Origin of the sequence: Acidocella aminolytica 101 = DSM 11237 (genome assembly GCF_900129125.1) — a bacterium.
Classification (GTDB): Bacteria; Pseudomonadota; Alphaproteobacteria; order Acetobacterales; family Acetobacteraceae; genus Acidocella; species Acidocella aminolytica.
In genome coordinates, this window is the sequence record NZ_FQVJ01000032.1 from 13,378 (window position 1) to 27,132 (window position 13,755).

Consider the following 13,755-nt stretch of genomic DNA (forward strand, 5'->3'; position numbering starts at 1 on the left):
AAGTAGAAAACAAAATTGCTTCAACGCAAAGTGCGAATTTGTCTTGTTGTGTATCCGTAATTTAAAAACACAATGATACGGAGCAGTCTGGTGGAAAAAGCATGGCATTCGAGTAAAGCATTTCTTGAACGTTCAGCGGTTTTGCCTTTGCCGCTATTTCTTTGTCTGGCTGCCGGGCAGCAGGCAAAGGCGCAAACGTCGATGAGTGATCTAACGGCCTTGCAAAAATCTATCGCGGCGCAGCAAGCGAAATTACAAGAGCAGGAAGAGGATTTGGCGCGCCAGGTGCTGCAACTGCAAAAGCAACAGCAGCTTCTGAATTCAGAGATGGCAAAGATGCGCGGTATGGGAACGCCCGCCCCTGCTGCGCAACAAGTGGTTCAGGAAGGACCGGTTTCAACGTCCACCCCAGAAGATGCACCCGCGCCCACGGCCACCGCCGGTGCGGAGCAGAAGCAGGCCAAGACGCAGAACCAGGAGGACCAGACCAAGATCATTCTGCAATCGTCAACTGTTCTGTCCAATACGGGTGGCGTTCTAACGCCGAAAGGCCAGTTGGTTATTGATCCGTCTGTGGAATATGATTACTGGACGCAAAATCAGCTCAACCTTAACGGGTTTACAATTATTCCAGGTATTACTTTTGGGAATATTTTTATTTCCCGTGTTGATCAGCGTTACATCATGCCTGCTCTTACCTTGCGTTATGGCGTGACGAACCGGATGGAAATCAATCTCAAGGTTCCGTTTGTACTTGGGTGGGGGAGCACGACTGCACAACAGGCCGGAGCGTCGGCGCTGCCGTTAACAGCCAGCGCCAATGCGGCTGATATTGGGGACATTCAGTTTGGCGCATCTTATCAGTTTAATTCTGGTGATAATGGCTGGCCGATTTTTGTCGGCAACCTGACGTTTAAGACGGCGACAGGGCAGAACCCGTATGAGGTGCCGATTTATAACGCCCAGAATACAAGCGACCAGCTTTTGTATGGCATTCCGAAAAAACTCCCCACCGGCACAGGGTTCTATGCGCTGGAGCCGAGTTTGACGGTGTTTTACGCCACGGCACCCGGCGTGTTGTTCGGCAACCTTCAATATATAAAAAATTTCAGCAACACGTTTACCGTGCCCAACACGACTGGCGGGCCGGGCTCGCGGGTTGATCTTTCTCCGGGGCAGGCGCTGGCCGCGACATTTGGTCTCGGTTTCGCACTGAATGATAAAGCGTCAATGACGCTGAGTTATCAGGAGGAGCATGTTTTCCCCGCTTCTGCGAATGGAAGCCAGCTAGCAGGTTCGTCCTATGATTTTGGGACATTCAATTTTGGGCTGGGTTATAACATCTCAAAGCGGACCAGCCTGAATATCGGGGTGGGGATCGGCGTGGGGCCGTATGCGCCGGCAGCGAAGATATTGGTTGAAGTGCCGATCCGCATGAACCTGTTCTGAGGGCGCCGTGAAGCCACCTCCACGGCGCCAGAGCGTTCAAGCGACGCTGAGTTTTACATCCACGCTTTTGTAGATAGCGTTGGAATAAGGGCAAACGATGTGAGCTTTTTGAACTAGGTCCTCCAGCACGGCTTTCTCCACGCCGGGGGCAGTAATGGTCAAAGCGGCGGTAATACCAAAGCCGCCGCCATCCTCCCGCGGGCCGATGCCGATTTCGGCGGAGACCTTCGAGTCGTCGGGCAGCTTTACACCTTCCTTGCCCGCCGCGAACTTCAGTGCGCCCAAAAAGCAGGCGGAATAGCCAACGGAGAAAAGCTGTTCCGGGTTAGTGCCTGGCCCGTCATCGCCACCCATGCTCTTGGGCACGCTCAAGGTCACATCTACCTTGTTGTCGCTGGACGCCCCCCTACCGGCGCGGCCGCCGGTGGCGTGGCCGTGGGCGGTGTAAAGAACTTCTTTCACGCTCATCCTGGGTCTCCCTTTTTGCGGATACCCAGCATGTGGGCTCATGCGGCCCGCGCGCAAGGCCGGATCAGGTGAGAGTTTGACAGAAAGCGGCGATGCGCTGGCAGGCTTCCTGAAGCCGGGGCAGGGCGGTGGCGGTGGATATGCGGATATGCGGGCTGAGCGCGAAGGCAGAGCCCTGGACCACGCCGACCAACCCGTCCTCCAGCAGCGCCATGGCGAAATCGTTGTCTGATCTGATCAGGCGGCCGTGCGGCGTGGTTTTGTCTAGGCATCCGGCGATGTTGGGAAAGACGTAGAAGGCGCCGTCCGGCTTGTGGCAGGCGACGCCGGGCACTTGGTTCAGCGCCGCCACAACCGTATTGCGCCGCTGCTCATAGGCGGCCACGCGTTCGGCCAGGAAGTCCTGCGGGCCGGTGAGGGCCGCCAGGGACGCCGCCTGCCCGATAGAGGACACGCCCGACGTGGCCGTGGCTTGCACCACCGTGGCGGCCTTGATCATCTCTGCCGGGGCGATGCACCAGCCAATGCGCCAGCCGGTCATGGCGTAGGTCTTGGAAACGCCCGAAAGCGTTATTACCCGGTCCTGCAAATCTGGCGCGACGCCCAGCAGCGTATGGTGCTGGGCGCCGCCAAAGAGCAGATGCTCGTAGATATCGTCGCTCAGCACCCAGACATGTGGATATTGCCGCAGCACATCGGCCAACGCGGCCAACGCGTCCCGGGAGATGGTGGCACCGGAGGGGTTGCTGGGGTAGTTGAGCAGCAGCAGTTTGGTACGCCCGGTAATGGCCTTCGCCAGGGCCTCTGGCTGCAACACAAAGCCCTGCTCCTGCGGGCAGGGCACAAAGACCGGCACGCCGCCCGCGAATTTTACGGTTTGTTCATAGCCAGCCCAGGCCGGGGCCGGGATAATAACCTCGTCCCCCGTGCCGATGAGGGACATTACCATATTAAAAATGCCCTGCTTGCCGCCATTGGTGATCAGCACCTCTTGCGGAGAGACAGGGACCCCATGCTCGCGGGTGAATTTTGCAGCCACGGCCGCACGCAGGGGCTCAATGCCGCCGAGCGGAGGGTATTTGGTTTCGCCGCGCTGGGCGGCCGCATAGGCGGCATCAACCACATGCGTTGGGGTGGGGAAGTCGGGTTCGCCAAGGGAGAGGGAGATCACATCCTTGCCCTCGGCGCGCAACGCGCGGGCGCGCGCGGCCATGGCAAAGGTTGCGGCCAGCTCTGTGCGGCGAATGCGTGTGGCGAATTCTGTCATGAGGGCGGTTTATGCGCCACCCGCTTAGTCGGCAAGCTCAGGCTTCGCGGGGCTTCAGCATGGGGAACCAGCGGCGCCGCTTGGGGGCGTTAGGCTCGTCCTCCACCAGAGGGGTCTGCGCGAGGGCCATCGCCAGCTTCGTCACGCGGTAAGCGGCGTCAGGGTTACGCTTGAAGTAGGCGCGGATGATAGCATCGGCTTCTACGTCCAACGGTTCCTGTGGGCCACCAAGTGCATGGTCCAGAAAGGCGAGAATCGTTTTGTGCTCTTGCAATGTCACGACAGAACTTAATCGACAAAAGATGTGTACTGAGCAAGAGGGGAATACGAGAATTACGCCGAATTCACCCTGGGGGAACTTAGTTTAATGGATTGATAAACAATCATTAAATTCCCGTTTCGGTTGAATTCACGAACGCGTGACATGCCGATGGAACTGAGAACTTCCCGCGATCCGTAATTGTCTTCTCGCGCCACGGCGATCACTTCGGGTAAATGCGCGGTGTCGTGCGCGTAGATCAGCGCGGCAGATGCGGCCTCGCGGGCGAGCCCAAAGCCGCGGGCTTCGGGGTAGAAGGCAAAGCGCAGTGCTACGCCCAGCCCGTCGGCTCTGTTCATTAAAGCGGTGATGCCCAGGAACTTGCCGCGCTTGGCCCGCACGGCCCACATGCCATAGCCATTTTTGCCCCAGCCTTGAATGTCTTGCGCGAGTTCCTCGGCAGTCTGCACGGGCGAACGCACGCCCCCCAACATTAACGCGAAGGCGCGCGGGTCACTTTTCAGCTGGATGAGGTCCGGCAGGTCCCAATAGCCAACCGGCGTCATCCGCAGACGCGCCGTTTCAACCACCCAGGCCCAGGTCACGCTCATGTCGGTTCATGACCTTGTGAAGGGGCCAAAGGGGAGTTGTCTTCCCCTTTGGCGGGCTCCAATGCCAGCAAGCTGCCCAGTGTTACCGCGTCAGCGGCCGATATTTGATGCGGTGCGGCTCGGTGGCCTCCTGGCCCAGGCGGCGGCGCTTGTCTTCCTCGTATGCCTGGAAGTTGCCTTCGAACCATTCCACATGGCTGTCACCCTCAAAGGCCAGGATATGCGTGGCCAGACGGTCGAGAAACCAGCGGTCATGGGAGATGACCACGGCGCAGCCCGCAAATTCCATCAGAGCGTCTTCTAGGGCGCGGAGGGTATCGACGTCCAGATCGTTCGTCGGTTCGTCGAGCAGGATGACGTTGGCTTCGGATTTCAGCATCTTGGCCAGATGCACGCGGTTGCGCTCACCGCCGGAGAGGATGCCGACCTTCTTCTGCTGGTCTGAGCCCTTGAAGTTAAACGCACCCACATAAGCGCGCGAGGCGATGGAGCGCTTGCCGAGATAGATGACATCTGTGCCGCCGGAAATTTCCTCCCAGACATTCTTATTGTCATCCAAGCTGTCTCGGCTCTGGTCCACATAGCCGAGCTTCACGGTCTCGCCGATCTTCAAGGAGCCGGAGTCCGGCTTCTCGGCGCCAGTGATCATTTTGAACAAGGTGGATTTACCCGCCCCGTTGGGGCCGATCACCCCCACAATCCCGCCCGGCGGCAGTTTGAAGTTCAGGTTTTCGATCAGCTCGCGGTCGCCGAAGCCCTTGCAGAGATTTTCTGCCTCGATAACGGTGCCGCCCAGGCGCGGCCCGGGCGGAATGACGATTTCCGCGACTCCGCCTGCCAGTTCCTGGCTCTTCTGCAGCATTTCCTCATAGCGCTGGATACGCGCACGGCTCTTGGTCTGGCGGGCTTTGGCGGAGGCGTTGATCCATTCCCGTTCCTCGGCCAAGGCGCGCTGGCGGGCGGATTCTTCCTTCTCTTCCTGGGCTAGGCGCTTCTGCTTCTGCTCCAGCCAGGAGGAGTAATTGCCCTCATATGGGTAGCCGCGCCCGCGCTCGATTTCCAGGATCCAGTTGGTGACGTTGTCCAGGAAGTAGCGATCATGGGTGATCAGGATGACGGTGCCTGCGTAATTTTCCAGCGTGCGCTCCAGCCAGGCCACAGACTCGGCGTCAAGATGGTTGGTCGGTTCGTCGAGCAGCAGAATATCGGGCTTTTCCAGCAGCAGACGGCACAAAGCCACGCGGCGGCGTTCACCGCCGGAGAGTGGGCCGACATCGGCCTCCGCCGGTGGGCAGCGCAGCGCGTCCAATGCGATTTCGATCTGCCGGTCGAGGTCCCAGCCATCCTTGGCGTCGATAAGCTCTTGCAGCTGCGCTTGCTCAGCCAGCAGATCGTTCATCTTATCGTCCTCCATCGGCTCCATGAAGGCTTCGGAGATCTCGTTAAAGCGCTTCAGCGCGGCGCGGACTTCCTGGAACGCTTCGGCTACGTTCTCACCGACATTCTTGGTGGGGTCCAACTGCGGTTCCTGGGCCAGATAGCCAACTTTCACGCCGTCGGCAGCCCAGGCCTCGCCGCCATATTCCTTCTCGATACCCGCCATAATTTTGAGCAGCGTGGATTTACCGGCGCCGTTTACACCCAGCACACCAATCTTCACGCCAGGGAGGAAGGAGAGGGTGATGCCCTTGAAGACCTCGCGCCCGCCTGGATAGGCTTTGGTGAGGTCTTTCATCACATACACATATTGATAAGCGGCCATCGGCAATCCTGCTAAACTCGTTTGCCCAGGGTATAGTTGCAGGCCGGGGCGGCTTCAACCTGCCGGGCCGGTGGGTTTAGCGCTTCATGGCGTGTGAGATCGCGATATAGGCGATGCCGGTAGTCAGGAAGTTGATGCCCAGCAGCAGCCCGAGCGCAATGGCGGAAATGCCCGGCCAGCCGGAGACAATGATAATGGCCAGCAGAATGGAGGCAAGGCCGGAGATCAGGATGCTGATCCAGCCTTTGGCCGGGCGGGTTTCCAGTGCGAATACCAGTTCTGATGCGCCCTGAAACATGAACATGATGCCCAGGATCAAAGTCAGCGTGACGGCTCCGGTCATGGGGTTGAACAGCAGGAACACCCCCGCCGCGCCGGAAAGTAGCCCGAATAGATTGGCCGCGAAAAACGGCGCCGTGCCATGAATCCAGAACGAGCTTATGAAGATCAGCACCCCGGCGATGAGCAGAATCCAGCCCGTGAGCAGGGTGGCGGCCAGCGTGCTGAATTCCGGAAAGGCGATAGCGGCGATGCCCAGCACCGTTAGCAGCAGTCCCAGCCAGAACAGCCTGGGCGAGATGGCGCGCAGCCTGTCGTGGAAATTGCCGGGTAAGGGGGGTGGGTTCATCTTTAGGCTCCTTTCGGATAATCCGCCTGCTTATGTTTGGAGGCGGAATATTGCGCTGGCAAGCCCTTATGGCGGCGGGCCTTTATTTCGCGGCTATAGCCACGGCCGCCCCCTCCATCATCCCCGCGCTGGAGCGGTTGGCGAGCCGCATGGCCTTGCGGTTTTTGAGTAGCCGCCAGACGCGCACGGCAATAAAATTCCAGCCCATATCCGCCCCCGCCAGAATCATGAACAAGGCGCCGACCAGAATGCTCCAGCCGCTGAGCGTGACGCGGTTGAGGTCGATAATCCTGGGCAGAAGCGCGACATAAAAGACCATGATTTTCGGGTTGCCCAGCGTCACCATCAGCCCGCCGTCAAACAGGTACAGGGGGGCGCAGTTTCATCCTGCACCGCGACGGGGGCGTGCCACATGCGCCAAGCCAGAAACAGAAGATAGGCCGAGCCCGCATATTTGAGGATAATAAAGAAAGTGGCGAAGCTGCGTGCCAAGTGCGGAGAGGCCCAGAAAAGTCACGGTGAGCCAGATAGCCTCGGCAATCCACATCGCCGCCAGAAATGGGAACACATCGCGGAAGCCGTTGGTGAGAATACGCGCGACGAGAGCCGCCACGTTCGGCCCGGTGCTCCGGCCATCACGGCCAGGGCGGCGCAGAAGATCATCATTTCAGACAGGCTCATGTCGCACACTCTCTCTTAAGACGCGGTGGCAGTGATGAGGTGAAGGGTGGCGGGCAAATGTACTCCGCCATCCGGCGTGGTTGTGGTATAGCTCGGCAGTGCGGCGCGTATGGCTTGGCGGGCGGCCTCGCGCTGTTCCGGGCTGGCTTGTTTTTCTTCCAGCAGTGCGCCGGAAGGGCCCATGAAACAGGCCACGCGGGCTTCCTCATCCAGCGAAACGCCATGCAGATTCACCTCAACGGCCCGTACGGTGCCGTTTTGCCATCCGGCTTCCCGCAGGAGGGTGCTTACATAATCCGGCTCGTCAAATGCCAAGGGGCCGGGGGCGTGCGGTATGCGCGGAGCGCCGGGGCCAACGAGCGTTTCTACCAGCTCCAGCGGCTTGCGCCAATGCTCGTTGGCGGAAAGCGGCGCCCAGGCGGTCAGCACCATTCGAGCCCCCGGGGCGGTACTACGGCGCAAATTGGCAAAAGCGGCGATGGGGTCCTCAAAGAACATCACGCCGAAACGTGAGATCAACACGTTGGCGGGGGGAGAAAATTCGTCCGTTTGCGCGTCACCCAGGGTTAAGGTGAGGTTGGCGGTGTTCGCCTGCGTCCCTAAAGCACGTGCGGCCTCCAGCATGGTGTCGGAGATGTCCACGCCCAGAACGTGCCCATTGGGCCCCACGGCCTGGGCGGCGGCCAGGCTGGTGAGCCCCGCGCCGCAGCCAATATCCAAAACGGTTTCGCCGGGCTGCAAGGCGGCGTGTTGGATCAGCAGATCACTCACCGGGGCCAACCGCGCTTCCATGGCGCCGCCGAGGCCGACCCATTTCGGGCCGCCAACCTTGCTCCAATAGGTTTTCTGCTTTTCATTCGCCATCTTGTTGCGCTCCTTTTATTCCTTCGGCGGCGGCATGGGCGCTGGCCCAGGCCCATTGGAAATTATAGCCGCCAAGCCAGCCCGTTACATCCACGGCTTCACCAATGAAATAGAGACCCGGGACGGTTTTACTACCGCAATTTCGGGAATTGAGTCCCGCCGTATCCACGCCGCCTGCCGTGACCTCGGCCTTTGCGAAACCTTCCGTGCCGGTGGGGTGGAAGGCAAAACGGTTCAGTTGGGCGCCCAGCGCGCGCAGGCTTTTATCTGGCAGGTCCGCCAGATTGCCGGAATGTGCCTCGGCGAAATGCGCGGCGAGGCGCGCGGGGAGATGCTCCGCCAGCACGGATTTCAGCCCCGCTTTGGGCCGGGCGCGTTTGGCGGCGAGCAGGGCGTCCTCCAGCCGTGTGCCGGGGCGGAAATCCACGTTGAACCCTTCTCCCGGCGCCAGATGAGAGGAGATTTGCAGCACGGCTGGGCCGGAAAGCCCGCGATGGGTGAACAGCAGGCTCTCCGCGAAGCGGGCTTTGCCGGCCTGGGCCGTAACCGGTGCGGAGACACCCGCCAACGCGCTGATCCATTCGGCCTCGAACGTCAACGGCACCAGGGCCGGGCGCGGTGGGATCACCTGATGCCCGAATTGCCGGGCCAGTCTGTATGCAAAATCCGTCGCGCCGATTTTGGGAATGGATAATCCGCCTGTCGCCACCACGAGGTTTTGGGCGCGGAAGGTGCCTTTGTCCGTCTCCAACCGGAAGTTGCCGTCATGTGCCACCGCTTGGATATTCACCCCGCAGCGGGGCGGCGTGGGCCCCATGCGGGCCAGCAGCAAGTCGACAATTTGCCGCGCCGAGCCGTCGCAGAATAATTGCCCTAGTGTTTTTTCATGCCAAGCGATCCCAGCTTCGCCCACCAGGGCCAGAAAGTCGAAAGGCGTAAAGCCCGCCAGCGCGGATTTACAGAAATGTGGATTCTGGCTAAGGAAATTTTTGGCACTGACCTCCAGATTAGTGAAGTTGCAGCGTCCACCGCCAGAAATGAGAATCTTCTGGCCCACTTCCGGCCCATGTTCCAGCACCGCCACGTGCTGCCCCGCCTGTGCCAGACTGCCCGCACAGAAAAGCCCGGCCGCGCCGCCGCCAATCACCAGCGCATCGTAAATCTCTCGCATAGCAGGCTCTCTAGCCCTTCGCCCTGGCCAGCGCCAGGAACTGCCGCACGACGGGTGAGGTCTCGGCCCGGCGGCTGGCCAGCATCAGTGATGAGTCCAGTGTGATGCCGTCAATCTGCCGCAGTACCACGCCGGGCAGGCCCAGGCTCTTCGCCGGTTCCGGGATCAACCCCAGCCCCAACCCCGCGCCGACGGCGGTGAGCACGGTGATGAAATCGCGCACCGGCGTTAAAAATTCCGGCACAAATCCGCCCGCTTGCCCCAAGGTCTGGAGCCGAGCGAGAAACCCGGCCTCCTCGCCAAAATGCGGCAGGATGAATTTCTGCCCCTTCAGCATATCCGGTGTGAGGGCAGGGGAGCGCGCCAGATGGCTGTGGGCGGGTAAGGCCAGCAGCAGGGCGTCGCGTTTGAGGGGGGTGACCCGCACTTCCACCGGATAATCCGCCCGCGCCCGCAGAAAGCCAAGATCCAGACGCCCAGCGGCGATTTCTTCCAACTGCCGGGGCGTTTCCATCTCGCGCAGATGAATTTCCACCTCCGGCGCGGTTTCATGATAACGTCGCACCAGGGCGGAGGCCGTGCCATCCCATGCGGCAGAGGCCACGAAGCCGATTTCCAGCCGCCCCACCTCACCACGCGCGGCGCGTTTACCGAGGCTCTCTCCGCGTTCCGCCTGGCGCAGAATCGCCCGCGCCTCGGGTAGAAACAACGCCCCCGTTGTGGTTAGGCTCACTTGGCTGCGCTTGCCCCGGTTGAACAGCTTGCCGCCCAGATCCGTCTCCAGCCCCGCGATGAGACGCGACACGCCGGACTGCGCCAGCCCCAGCCGTTCCGCCGCTCGGGCGAAGTGCAATTCCTCGGCCAATACCTCGAAACAATGCAGTTCCCGCAGCTCCATAATTTAATCCGTTTTTAGCATTATAATTGCCTATTTAATGCGATTGTCAGGCGCCCGCCAGCGCGGCACAAATGGGCTACGCCAAGTGTAGGGAGAAAACCATGACCAAGGGCAAGATGTCTTCTTTTGATTGGATGGATGCGCTGCGGCTGGATGCCGAACTGACTGAGGAAGAGCGTGCCATCCGCGACACCGCCCATGCCTACGCTCAGGAAAAGCTGCAGCCGCGCGTGCTGAGTGCCTTCCGGGAAGAGCGGTTCGACCGTAAGATCATGAACGAACTGGGCGAACTGGGCCTGCTTGGCGCCACGCTTTCCACCCATGATTGCGCGGATGTCTCCTATGTTGCCTACGGCCTCATCGCCCGCGAGATTGAACGTGTGGATAGCGGCTACCGCTCCGCTTATTCCGTGCAATCCTCCCTGGTGATGTACCCCATCTACGCGTTTGGCTCTGACGCGCAGAAGGATAAATATTTGCCGAAACTCCGCACCGGTGAATGGGTGGGCTGCTTTGGCCTCACCGAGCCAGATGCGGGTTCTGACCCCGCCTCCATGCGCACCCATGCCAAGAAGGTCGATGGCGGCTATCTCATTTCCGGCTCTAAAACCTGGATCAGCAATTCCCCCATCGCGGATGTGTGCGTAGTCTGGGCGAAGGACGAGGCGGGCGATATTCGCGGCTTCATTATCGAGCGCGGGGCTAAGGGCCTCACCACGCCGAAGATCGAGGGCAAGGTGTCGCTGCGCGCCTCCATCACCGGCATGATCATGATGGATGAAGTGTTCGTGCCGGACGATGCGATGCTGCCCGCTGTGAAGGGGCTGCGCGGTCCGTTCTCCTGCCTTAACAATGCGCGCTACGGCATTGCCTGGGGGGCGTTGGGTGCGGCGGAGTTCTGCTGGCACACGGCGCGGGATTACACGCTGAACCGCAAGATGTTCGGTCGCCCGCTCGCCGCCACGCAGCTTATTCAGAAGAAGCTCGCGGATATGCAGACGGAAATCACCCTTGGCCTGCATACGGTGCTGCGCCTGGGAAGGCTGATGGATGCGGGCGAGGCTTCGCCGGAAATGATCTCCCTGCTCAAGCGCAATAATTGCGGCAAATCCCTGGATGTTGCCCGCCAAGCACGCGACATGCTGGGCGGCAACGGCATTGCCGATGAGTATCATGTGATCCGCCACATGGTGAATCTGGAAACGGTGAACACTTATGAGGGCGCGCATGATGTACATGCCCTCATCCTCGGCCGTGCCCAGACCGGCATCGCCGCGTTCTGATGGGGCCGCTTTTCGGCTATAAGATTCTCGACCTCAGCCGTGTGCTGGCGGGACCCTGGGCGTCGCAGATCTTCGCGGATCTGGGCGCTGAGGTCATCAAGATCGAGCGTCCAGGCAAAGGAGATGACACCCGTTCCTGGGGGCCGCCTTTTGTCGAGGAAAACGGGCTCTCTGCTTATTTCTGCGCTACGAACCGTGGCAAGAAATCTGTCACCATCGATATGGGCAGGCCGGAGGGGCGGGTGCTCGTCAAGCGTTTGGCAGAAAAAGCCGATGTGGTGCTGGAGAATTTCAAATTCGGCGGCTTGGCGAAACTGGGCCTAGGGCCTGAGGATTTACTGAAGGTGAATCCTCGCCTTGTCTATTGCTCCATCACCGGCTTTGGCCAGACCGGGCCGTACCGGGCGCGGGCAGGATATGACTTTCTCATGCAAGGCATGGGCGGTCTGATGAGCGTGACGGGCGAACCTGAAGGTCAGCCGATGAAGGCCGGCGTGGCGGTGGTGGATGTGTTCACCGGCCTCTATGCCTCTAACGCCGTGATGGCCGCGCTGTTGGAACGTGAACGTTCTGGCCAGGGGCAGCATATTGATCTGGCCTTGTTCGATGTGCAGATCGCCGCCATGGCCAATCAGGTTTCGTCTTACCTTGTCTCCGGTGAGCAGCCGCCGCGGCTGGGGAATGCGCATCCCTCTATCGTGCCGTATCAGGTTTTCCCGACGAAGGACGGGCATATCATCCTTGCCATCGGCAACGACGATCAATTCGCGCGCTTTGTAACCTTGGCGGGCGCGCCTGAGCTTTCGCGGGATGAGCGCTTTGCCACCAATCCGGCGCGGGTGCAGCACCGCGATGTTCTGGTGCCGTTGCTGGAAACGCTGCTGGCGGCGCGCACCACCAAAGACTGGACGGAGACGCTGGAGGCTTTCGGGATTCCCGGTGGTCCGATCAATGAGTTCGCCGACATTGATGCCGATCCCCAGGTGCGGGCGCGCGGCATTTTTAAAGACCTCGCGCCGGGCTTGCGAGGTGTGGCGAACCCGATGAGGTTTTCACGTTCCGTGGTGCAGGATGACCGCCCGCCGCCGATGCTAGGAGCGGATACGTCGGAGGTTTTGGCGTCTGTTCTGGCGCTTTCCGCGGATGATCTGGCGACCTTGCGGCGTGACAAGGTGATCTGAGCCTTACCAAAGGCTGCAATATTCCTCGGAGCTTTCCAGGTTCCGGCCCGGTGTCATTGCCGGGCCGATTTCTTTTAGCCAGCCATTGGGAGCGTTATGGCGGGGGGTATCACCGCAATTTATATGCACCCAATCCATGCCCATCCGGCCTGATCTGGTCTGGTAGGTTTTGCCGCAGAGAGACAGCAGGTCGCCATGGCGCATGCCGGATAAAGGGGCGGGAACGCGCCCCGGCGCTGCATCATAGCCCGCAGCGAACACGTTATCTGCCCTGATATCGTAAATCTGCCCATCCGCCGCGCGCAGCAAAATCTTGGTGTGGGAGAGCGCCACGCCATGCCTGTATTCCCGTGCATGAACATAAAAAGGACCGTGGAGAATAACGCCGGTGAGATATGTGCCGTCTCGCGCTCGGCATTGCGCGGCCTCGTCCGCTTTGGCGGCGGTGGCGCCCAACAAGCATGCCAAGCTCAGAGACAAAATAAATCTCGTTATTGTACGGATCATGCTTCCAGCCCTTTCCCGTTACGCAAAAGCCGTTCTGCTTGCGGGGTGAGACCGGTTTCATCATGCAGCACCAATCCGGGCAACAGAACATTCGGTGCGCGGCTGGCTTTGCGGGCCTGAATGAGAATCATCTTGGCCTTTACCCCTTGGCGCGGCCAGAGCGGCAGCAGGGTGATGCCGCCACAGCACGGGCGCAGCAAGGCGGTGGCTTCCGTATAGGCAAAGGCGGGCAATGCGAGGGTGATGCTGCCTTTATCGCGCAGCACGCGCAGTAGTTCCCCTACCCAGCCGGCTAATGTGGAATCTGGCGCGTGGTGCGCCAGTGCCCGCGCTTGGTCCGGTGATGCGGTGTTATGCGTTCCAAACCAGGGCGGATTGGCCATGACGTGTTGGAATGTCTGAGGCGCGAAGGGCAGGGTGGTGGCGTCCCCGTTCACCGCCGCGAGGCCGCTAAACCCGTTGGCTATGAAATTTTCCGTGGCCAGCCGAGCCAGTGCCGCGCCCCGCTCCACCCCTATGCCCCGCACGTCGGGCACGCGCGCGGCAAGGCACAGCAAAGCCGCCCCGGCGCCGGTTCCAGCCTCCAGCACAACATCATTCGCGCGGGCGGGAACCATGGCGGCCATCAGCACCGGCTCGAACCCGCTGCGGTGCCCTTGCCGGAACTGCCGGTATGCCACCTGCCCGTCCAGCAAATGCCCTTCAGTTGTTTCGTTCTCCACCACC

At 60.5% G+C, this 13,755-nt stretch carries 16 protein-coding genes; 3 read left to right on the forward strand and 13 right to left on the reverse strand.

The genetic code is table 11. From position 1 onward, the window contains the following. The first annotated feature begins 90 nt into the window (after nucleotides 1–90). Nucleotides 91–1,449, forward strand: a complete 1,359-nt coding sequence (locus tag BUB54_RS14975) for a transporter (protein ID WP_052948284.1) — start codon at nucleotides 91–93, stop codon at nucleotides 1,447–1,449. A gap of 36 nt (nucleotides 1,450–1,485) precedes the next feature. Here BUB54_RS14975 and BUB54_RS14980 read toward each other — a convergent pair whose 3' ends face one another. The 11 genes from BUB54_RS14980 to BUB54_RS15025 all read right to left on the reverse strand — a co-directional run bounded on the left by BUB54_RS14980 (nucleotide 1,486) and on the right by BUB54_RS15025 (nucleotide 10,058). Next, on the reverse strand, nucleotides 1,486–1,917 hold the full coding sequence (locus BUB54_RS14980) for an organic hydroperoxide resistance protein (RefSeq protein WP_048877483.1): 432 nt from the start codon (nucleotides 1,915–1,917) through the stop codon (nucleotides 1,486–1,488). 64 nt (nucleotides 1,918–1,981) lie between these two features. Continuing rightward, on the reverse strand, nucleotides 1,982–3,184 hold the full coding sequence (locus tag BUB54_RS14985; protein WP_048877484.1) for a pyridoxal phosphate-dependent aminotransferase: 1,203 nt from the start codon (nucleotides 3,182–3,184) through the stop codon (nucleotides 1,982–1,984). A gap of 37 nt (nucleotides 3,185–3,221) precedes the next feature. Next, nucleotides 3,222–3,464 (reverse strand): DUF2076 domain-containing protein, encoded by a 243-nt coding sequence (locus BUB54_RS14990; protein ID WP_048877485.1) that lies wholly within the window; start codon nucleotides 3,462–3,464, stop codon nucleotides 3,222–3,224. A 53-nt stretch (nucleotides 3,465–3,517) separates the two neighbouring features. Further along, nucleotides 3,518–4,054, reverse strand: coding sequence for a GNAT family N-acetyltransferase (locus BUB54_RS14995; protein WP_048877486.1), 537 nt, complete (start codon nucleotides 4,052–4,054; stop codon nucleotides 3,518–3,520). Between the two features lie 82 nt (nucleotides 4,055–4,136). Then, nucleotides 4,137–5,816, reverse strand: coding sequence for an energy-dependent translational throttle protein EttA (ettA, locus tag BUB54_RS15000; protein ID WP_048877487.1), 1,680 nt, complete (start codon nucleotides 5,814–5,816; stop codon nucleotides 4,137–4,139). Nucleotides 5,817–5,892: 76 nt separating this feature from the next. Next, nucleotides 5,893–6,444 carry an HdeD family acid-resistance protein gene (locus tag BUB54_RS15005; protein WP_048877488.1) on the reverse strand — a complete coding sequence of 184 codons (552 nt, stop codon included), beginning with the start codon at nucleotides 6,442–6,444 and terminating at the stop codon, nucleotides 5,893–5,895. An 82-nt stretch (nucleotides 6,445–6,526) separates the two neighbouring features. Next, complete coding sequence (locus BUB54_RS21220; RefSeq protein WP_456303983.1) at nucleotides 6,527–6,814, reverse strand: LysE family translocator; 288 nt, start codon at nucleotides 6,812–6,814, stop codon at nucleotides 6,527–6,529. Between the two features lie 12 nt (nucleotides 6,815–6,826). After that, nucleotides 6,827–7,057: a hypothetical protein gene (locus tag BUB54_RS21225; RefSeq protein ID WP_199444649.1), complete on the reverse strand. Its 231-nt coding sequence runs from the start codon at nucleotides 7,055–7,057 to the stop codon at nucleotides 6,827–6,829. 83 nt (nucleotides 7,058–7,140) lie between these two features. Next, nucleotides 7,141–7,989: a class I SAM-dependent methyltransferase gene (locus tag BUB54_RS20395; RefSeq protein WP_048877489.1), complete on the reverse strand. Its 849-nt coding sequence runs from the start codon at nucleotides 7,987–7,989 to the stop codon at nucleotides 7,141–7,143. Beyond that, nucleotides 7,979–9,160, reverse strand: coding sequence for a BaiN/RdsA family NAD(P)/FAD-dependent oxidoreductase (locus tag BUB54_RS15020; RefSeq protein WP_048877490.1), 1,182 nt, complete (start codon nucleotides 9,158–9,160; stop codon nucleotides 7,979–7,981). Before BUB54_RS15020 ends, BUB54_RS20395 begins: the two co-directional genes overlap by 11 nt. 10 nt (nucleotides 9,161–9,170) lie before the next feature. Then, nucleotides 9,171–10,058 (reverse strand): LysR family transcriptional regulator, encoded by an 888-nt coding sequence (locus BUB54_RS15025; RefSeq protein ID WP_048877491.1) that lies wholly within the window; start codon nucleotides 10,056–10,058, stop codon nucleotides 9,171–9,173. Nucleotides 10,059–10,159: 101 nt separating this feature from the next. Here BUB54_RS15025 and BUB54_RS15030 point away from each other — a divergent pair, with 101 nt between their 5' ends. After that, nucleotides 10,160–11,341: an acyl-CoA dehydrogenase gene (locus BUB54_RS15030; protein WP_048877492.1), complete on the forward strand. Its 1,182-nt coding sequence runs from the start codon at nucleotides 10,160–10,162 to the stop codon at nucleotides 11,339–11,341. Then, entirely contained in the window at nucleotides 11,341–12,522 is a 1,182-nt protein-coding gene (locus BUB54_RS15035) for a CaiB/BaiF CoA transferase family protein (protein ID WP_082075565.1), read from the forward strand. The genes BUB54_RS15030 and BUB54_RS15035 overlap by 1 nt, the downstream gene beginning before the upstream one ends. A 3-nt stretch (nucleotides 12,523–12,525) precedes the next feature. On the opposite strand, the gene BUB54_RS15040 is transcribed toward BUB54_RS15035, so the two are convergent. Together BUB54_RS15040 and BUB54_RS15045 are read right to left on the reverse strand one after the other, a co-directional pair. Further along, nucleotides 12,526–13,029: a hypothetical protein gene (locus BUB54_RS15040; protein WP_073211897.1), complete on the reverse strand. Its 504-nt coding sequence runs from the start codon at nucleotides 13,027–13,029 to the stop codon at nucleotides 12,526–12,528. After that, complete coding sequence (locus tag BUB54_RS15045) at nucleotides 13,026–13,754, reverse strand: tRNA1(Val) (adenine(37)-N6)-methyltransferase (RefSeq protein WP_048877495.1); 729 nt, start codon at nucleotides 13,752–13,754, stop codon at nucleotides 13,026–13,028. Before BUB54_RS15045 ends, BUB54_RS15040 begins: the two co-directional genes overlap by 4 nt. Nucleotide 13,755 lies beyond the last annotated feature (1 nt).

Excerpts from the sequence above, each read along its gene's own strand:
- BUB54_RS14985 (WP_048877484.1), bottom strand. The coding sequence starts at position 3,184 with ATGACAGAATTCGCCACACGCATTCGCCGCACAGAGCTGGCCGCAACC.
- BUB54_RS20395 (WP_048877489.1), bottom strand. The coding sequence starts at position 7,989 with ATGGCGAATGAAAAGCAGAAAACCTATTGGAGCAAGGTTGGCGGCCCG.
- BUB54_RS15030 (WP_048877492.1), top strand. The coding sequence starts at position 10,160 with ATGACCAAGGGCAAGATGTCTTCTTTTGATTGGATGGATGCGCTGCGG.
- BUB54_RS14980 (WP_048877483.1), bottom strand. The coding sequence starts at position 1,917 with ATGAGCGTGAAAGAAGTTCTTTACACCGCCCACGGCCACGCCACCGGC.
- BUB54_RS15025 (WP_048877491.1), bottom strand. The coding sequence starts at position 10,058 with ATGGAGCTGCGGGAACTGCATTGTTTCGAGGTATTGGCCGAGGAATTG.
- BUB54_RS15035 (WP_082075565.1), top strand. The coding sequence starts at position 11,341 with ATGGGGCCGCTTTTCGGCTATAAGATTCTCGACCTCAGCCGTGTGCTG.
- BUB54_RS15005 (WP_048877488.1), bottom strand. The coding sequence starts at position 6,444 with ATGAACCCACCCCCCTTACCCGGCAATTTCCACGACAGGCTGCGCGCC.
- BUB54_RS15040 (WP_073211897.1), bottom strand. The coding sequence starts at position 13,029 with ATGATCCGTACAATAACGAGATTTATTTTGTCTCTGAGCTTGGCATGC.
- BUB54_RS14995 (WP_048877486.1), bottom strand. The coding sequence starts at position 4,054 with ATGAGCGTGACCTGGGCCTGGGTGGTTGAAACGGCGCGTCTGCGGATG.
- BUB54_RS15020 (WP_048877490.1), bottom strand. The coding sequence starts at position 9,160 with ATGCGAGAGATTTACGATGCGCTGGTGATTGGCGGCGGCGCGGCCGGG.
- ettA (WP_048877487.1), bottom strand. The coding sequence starts at position 5,816 with ATGGCCGCTTATCAATATGTGTATGTGATGAAAGACCTCACCAAAGCC.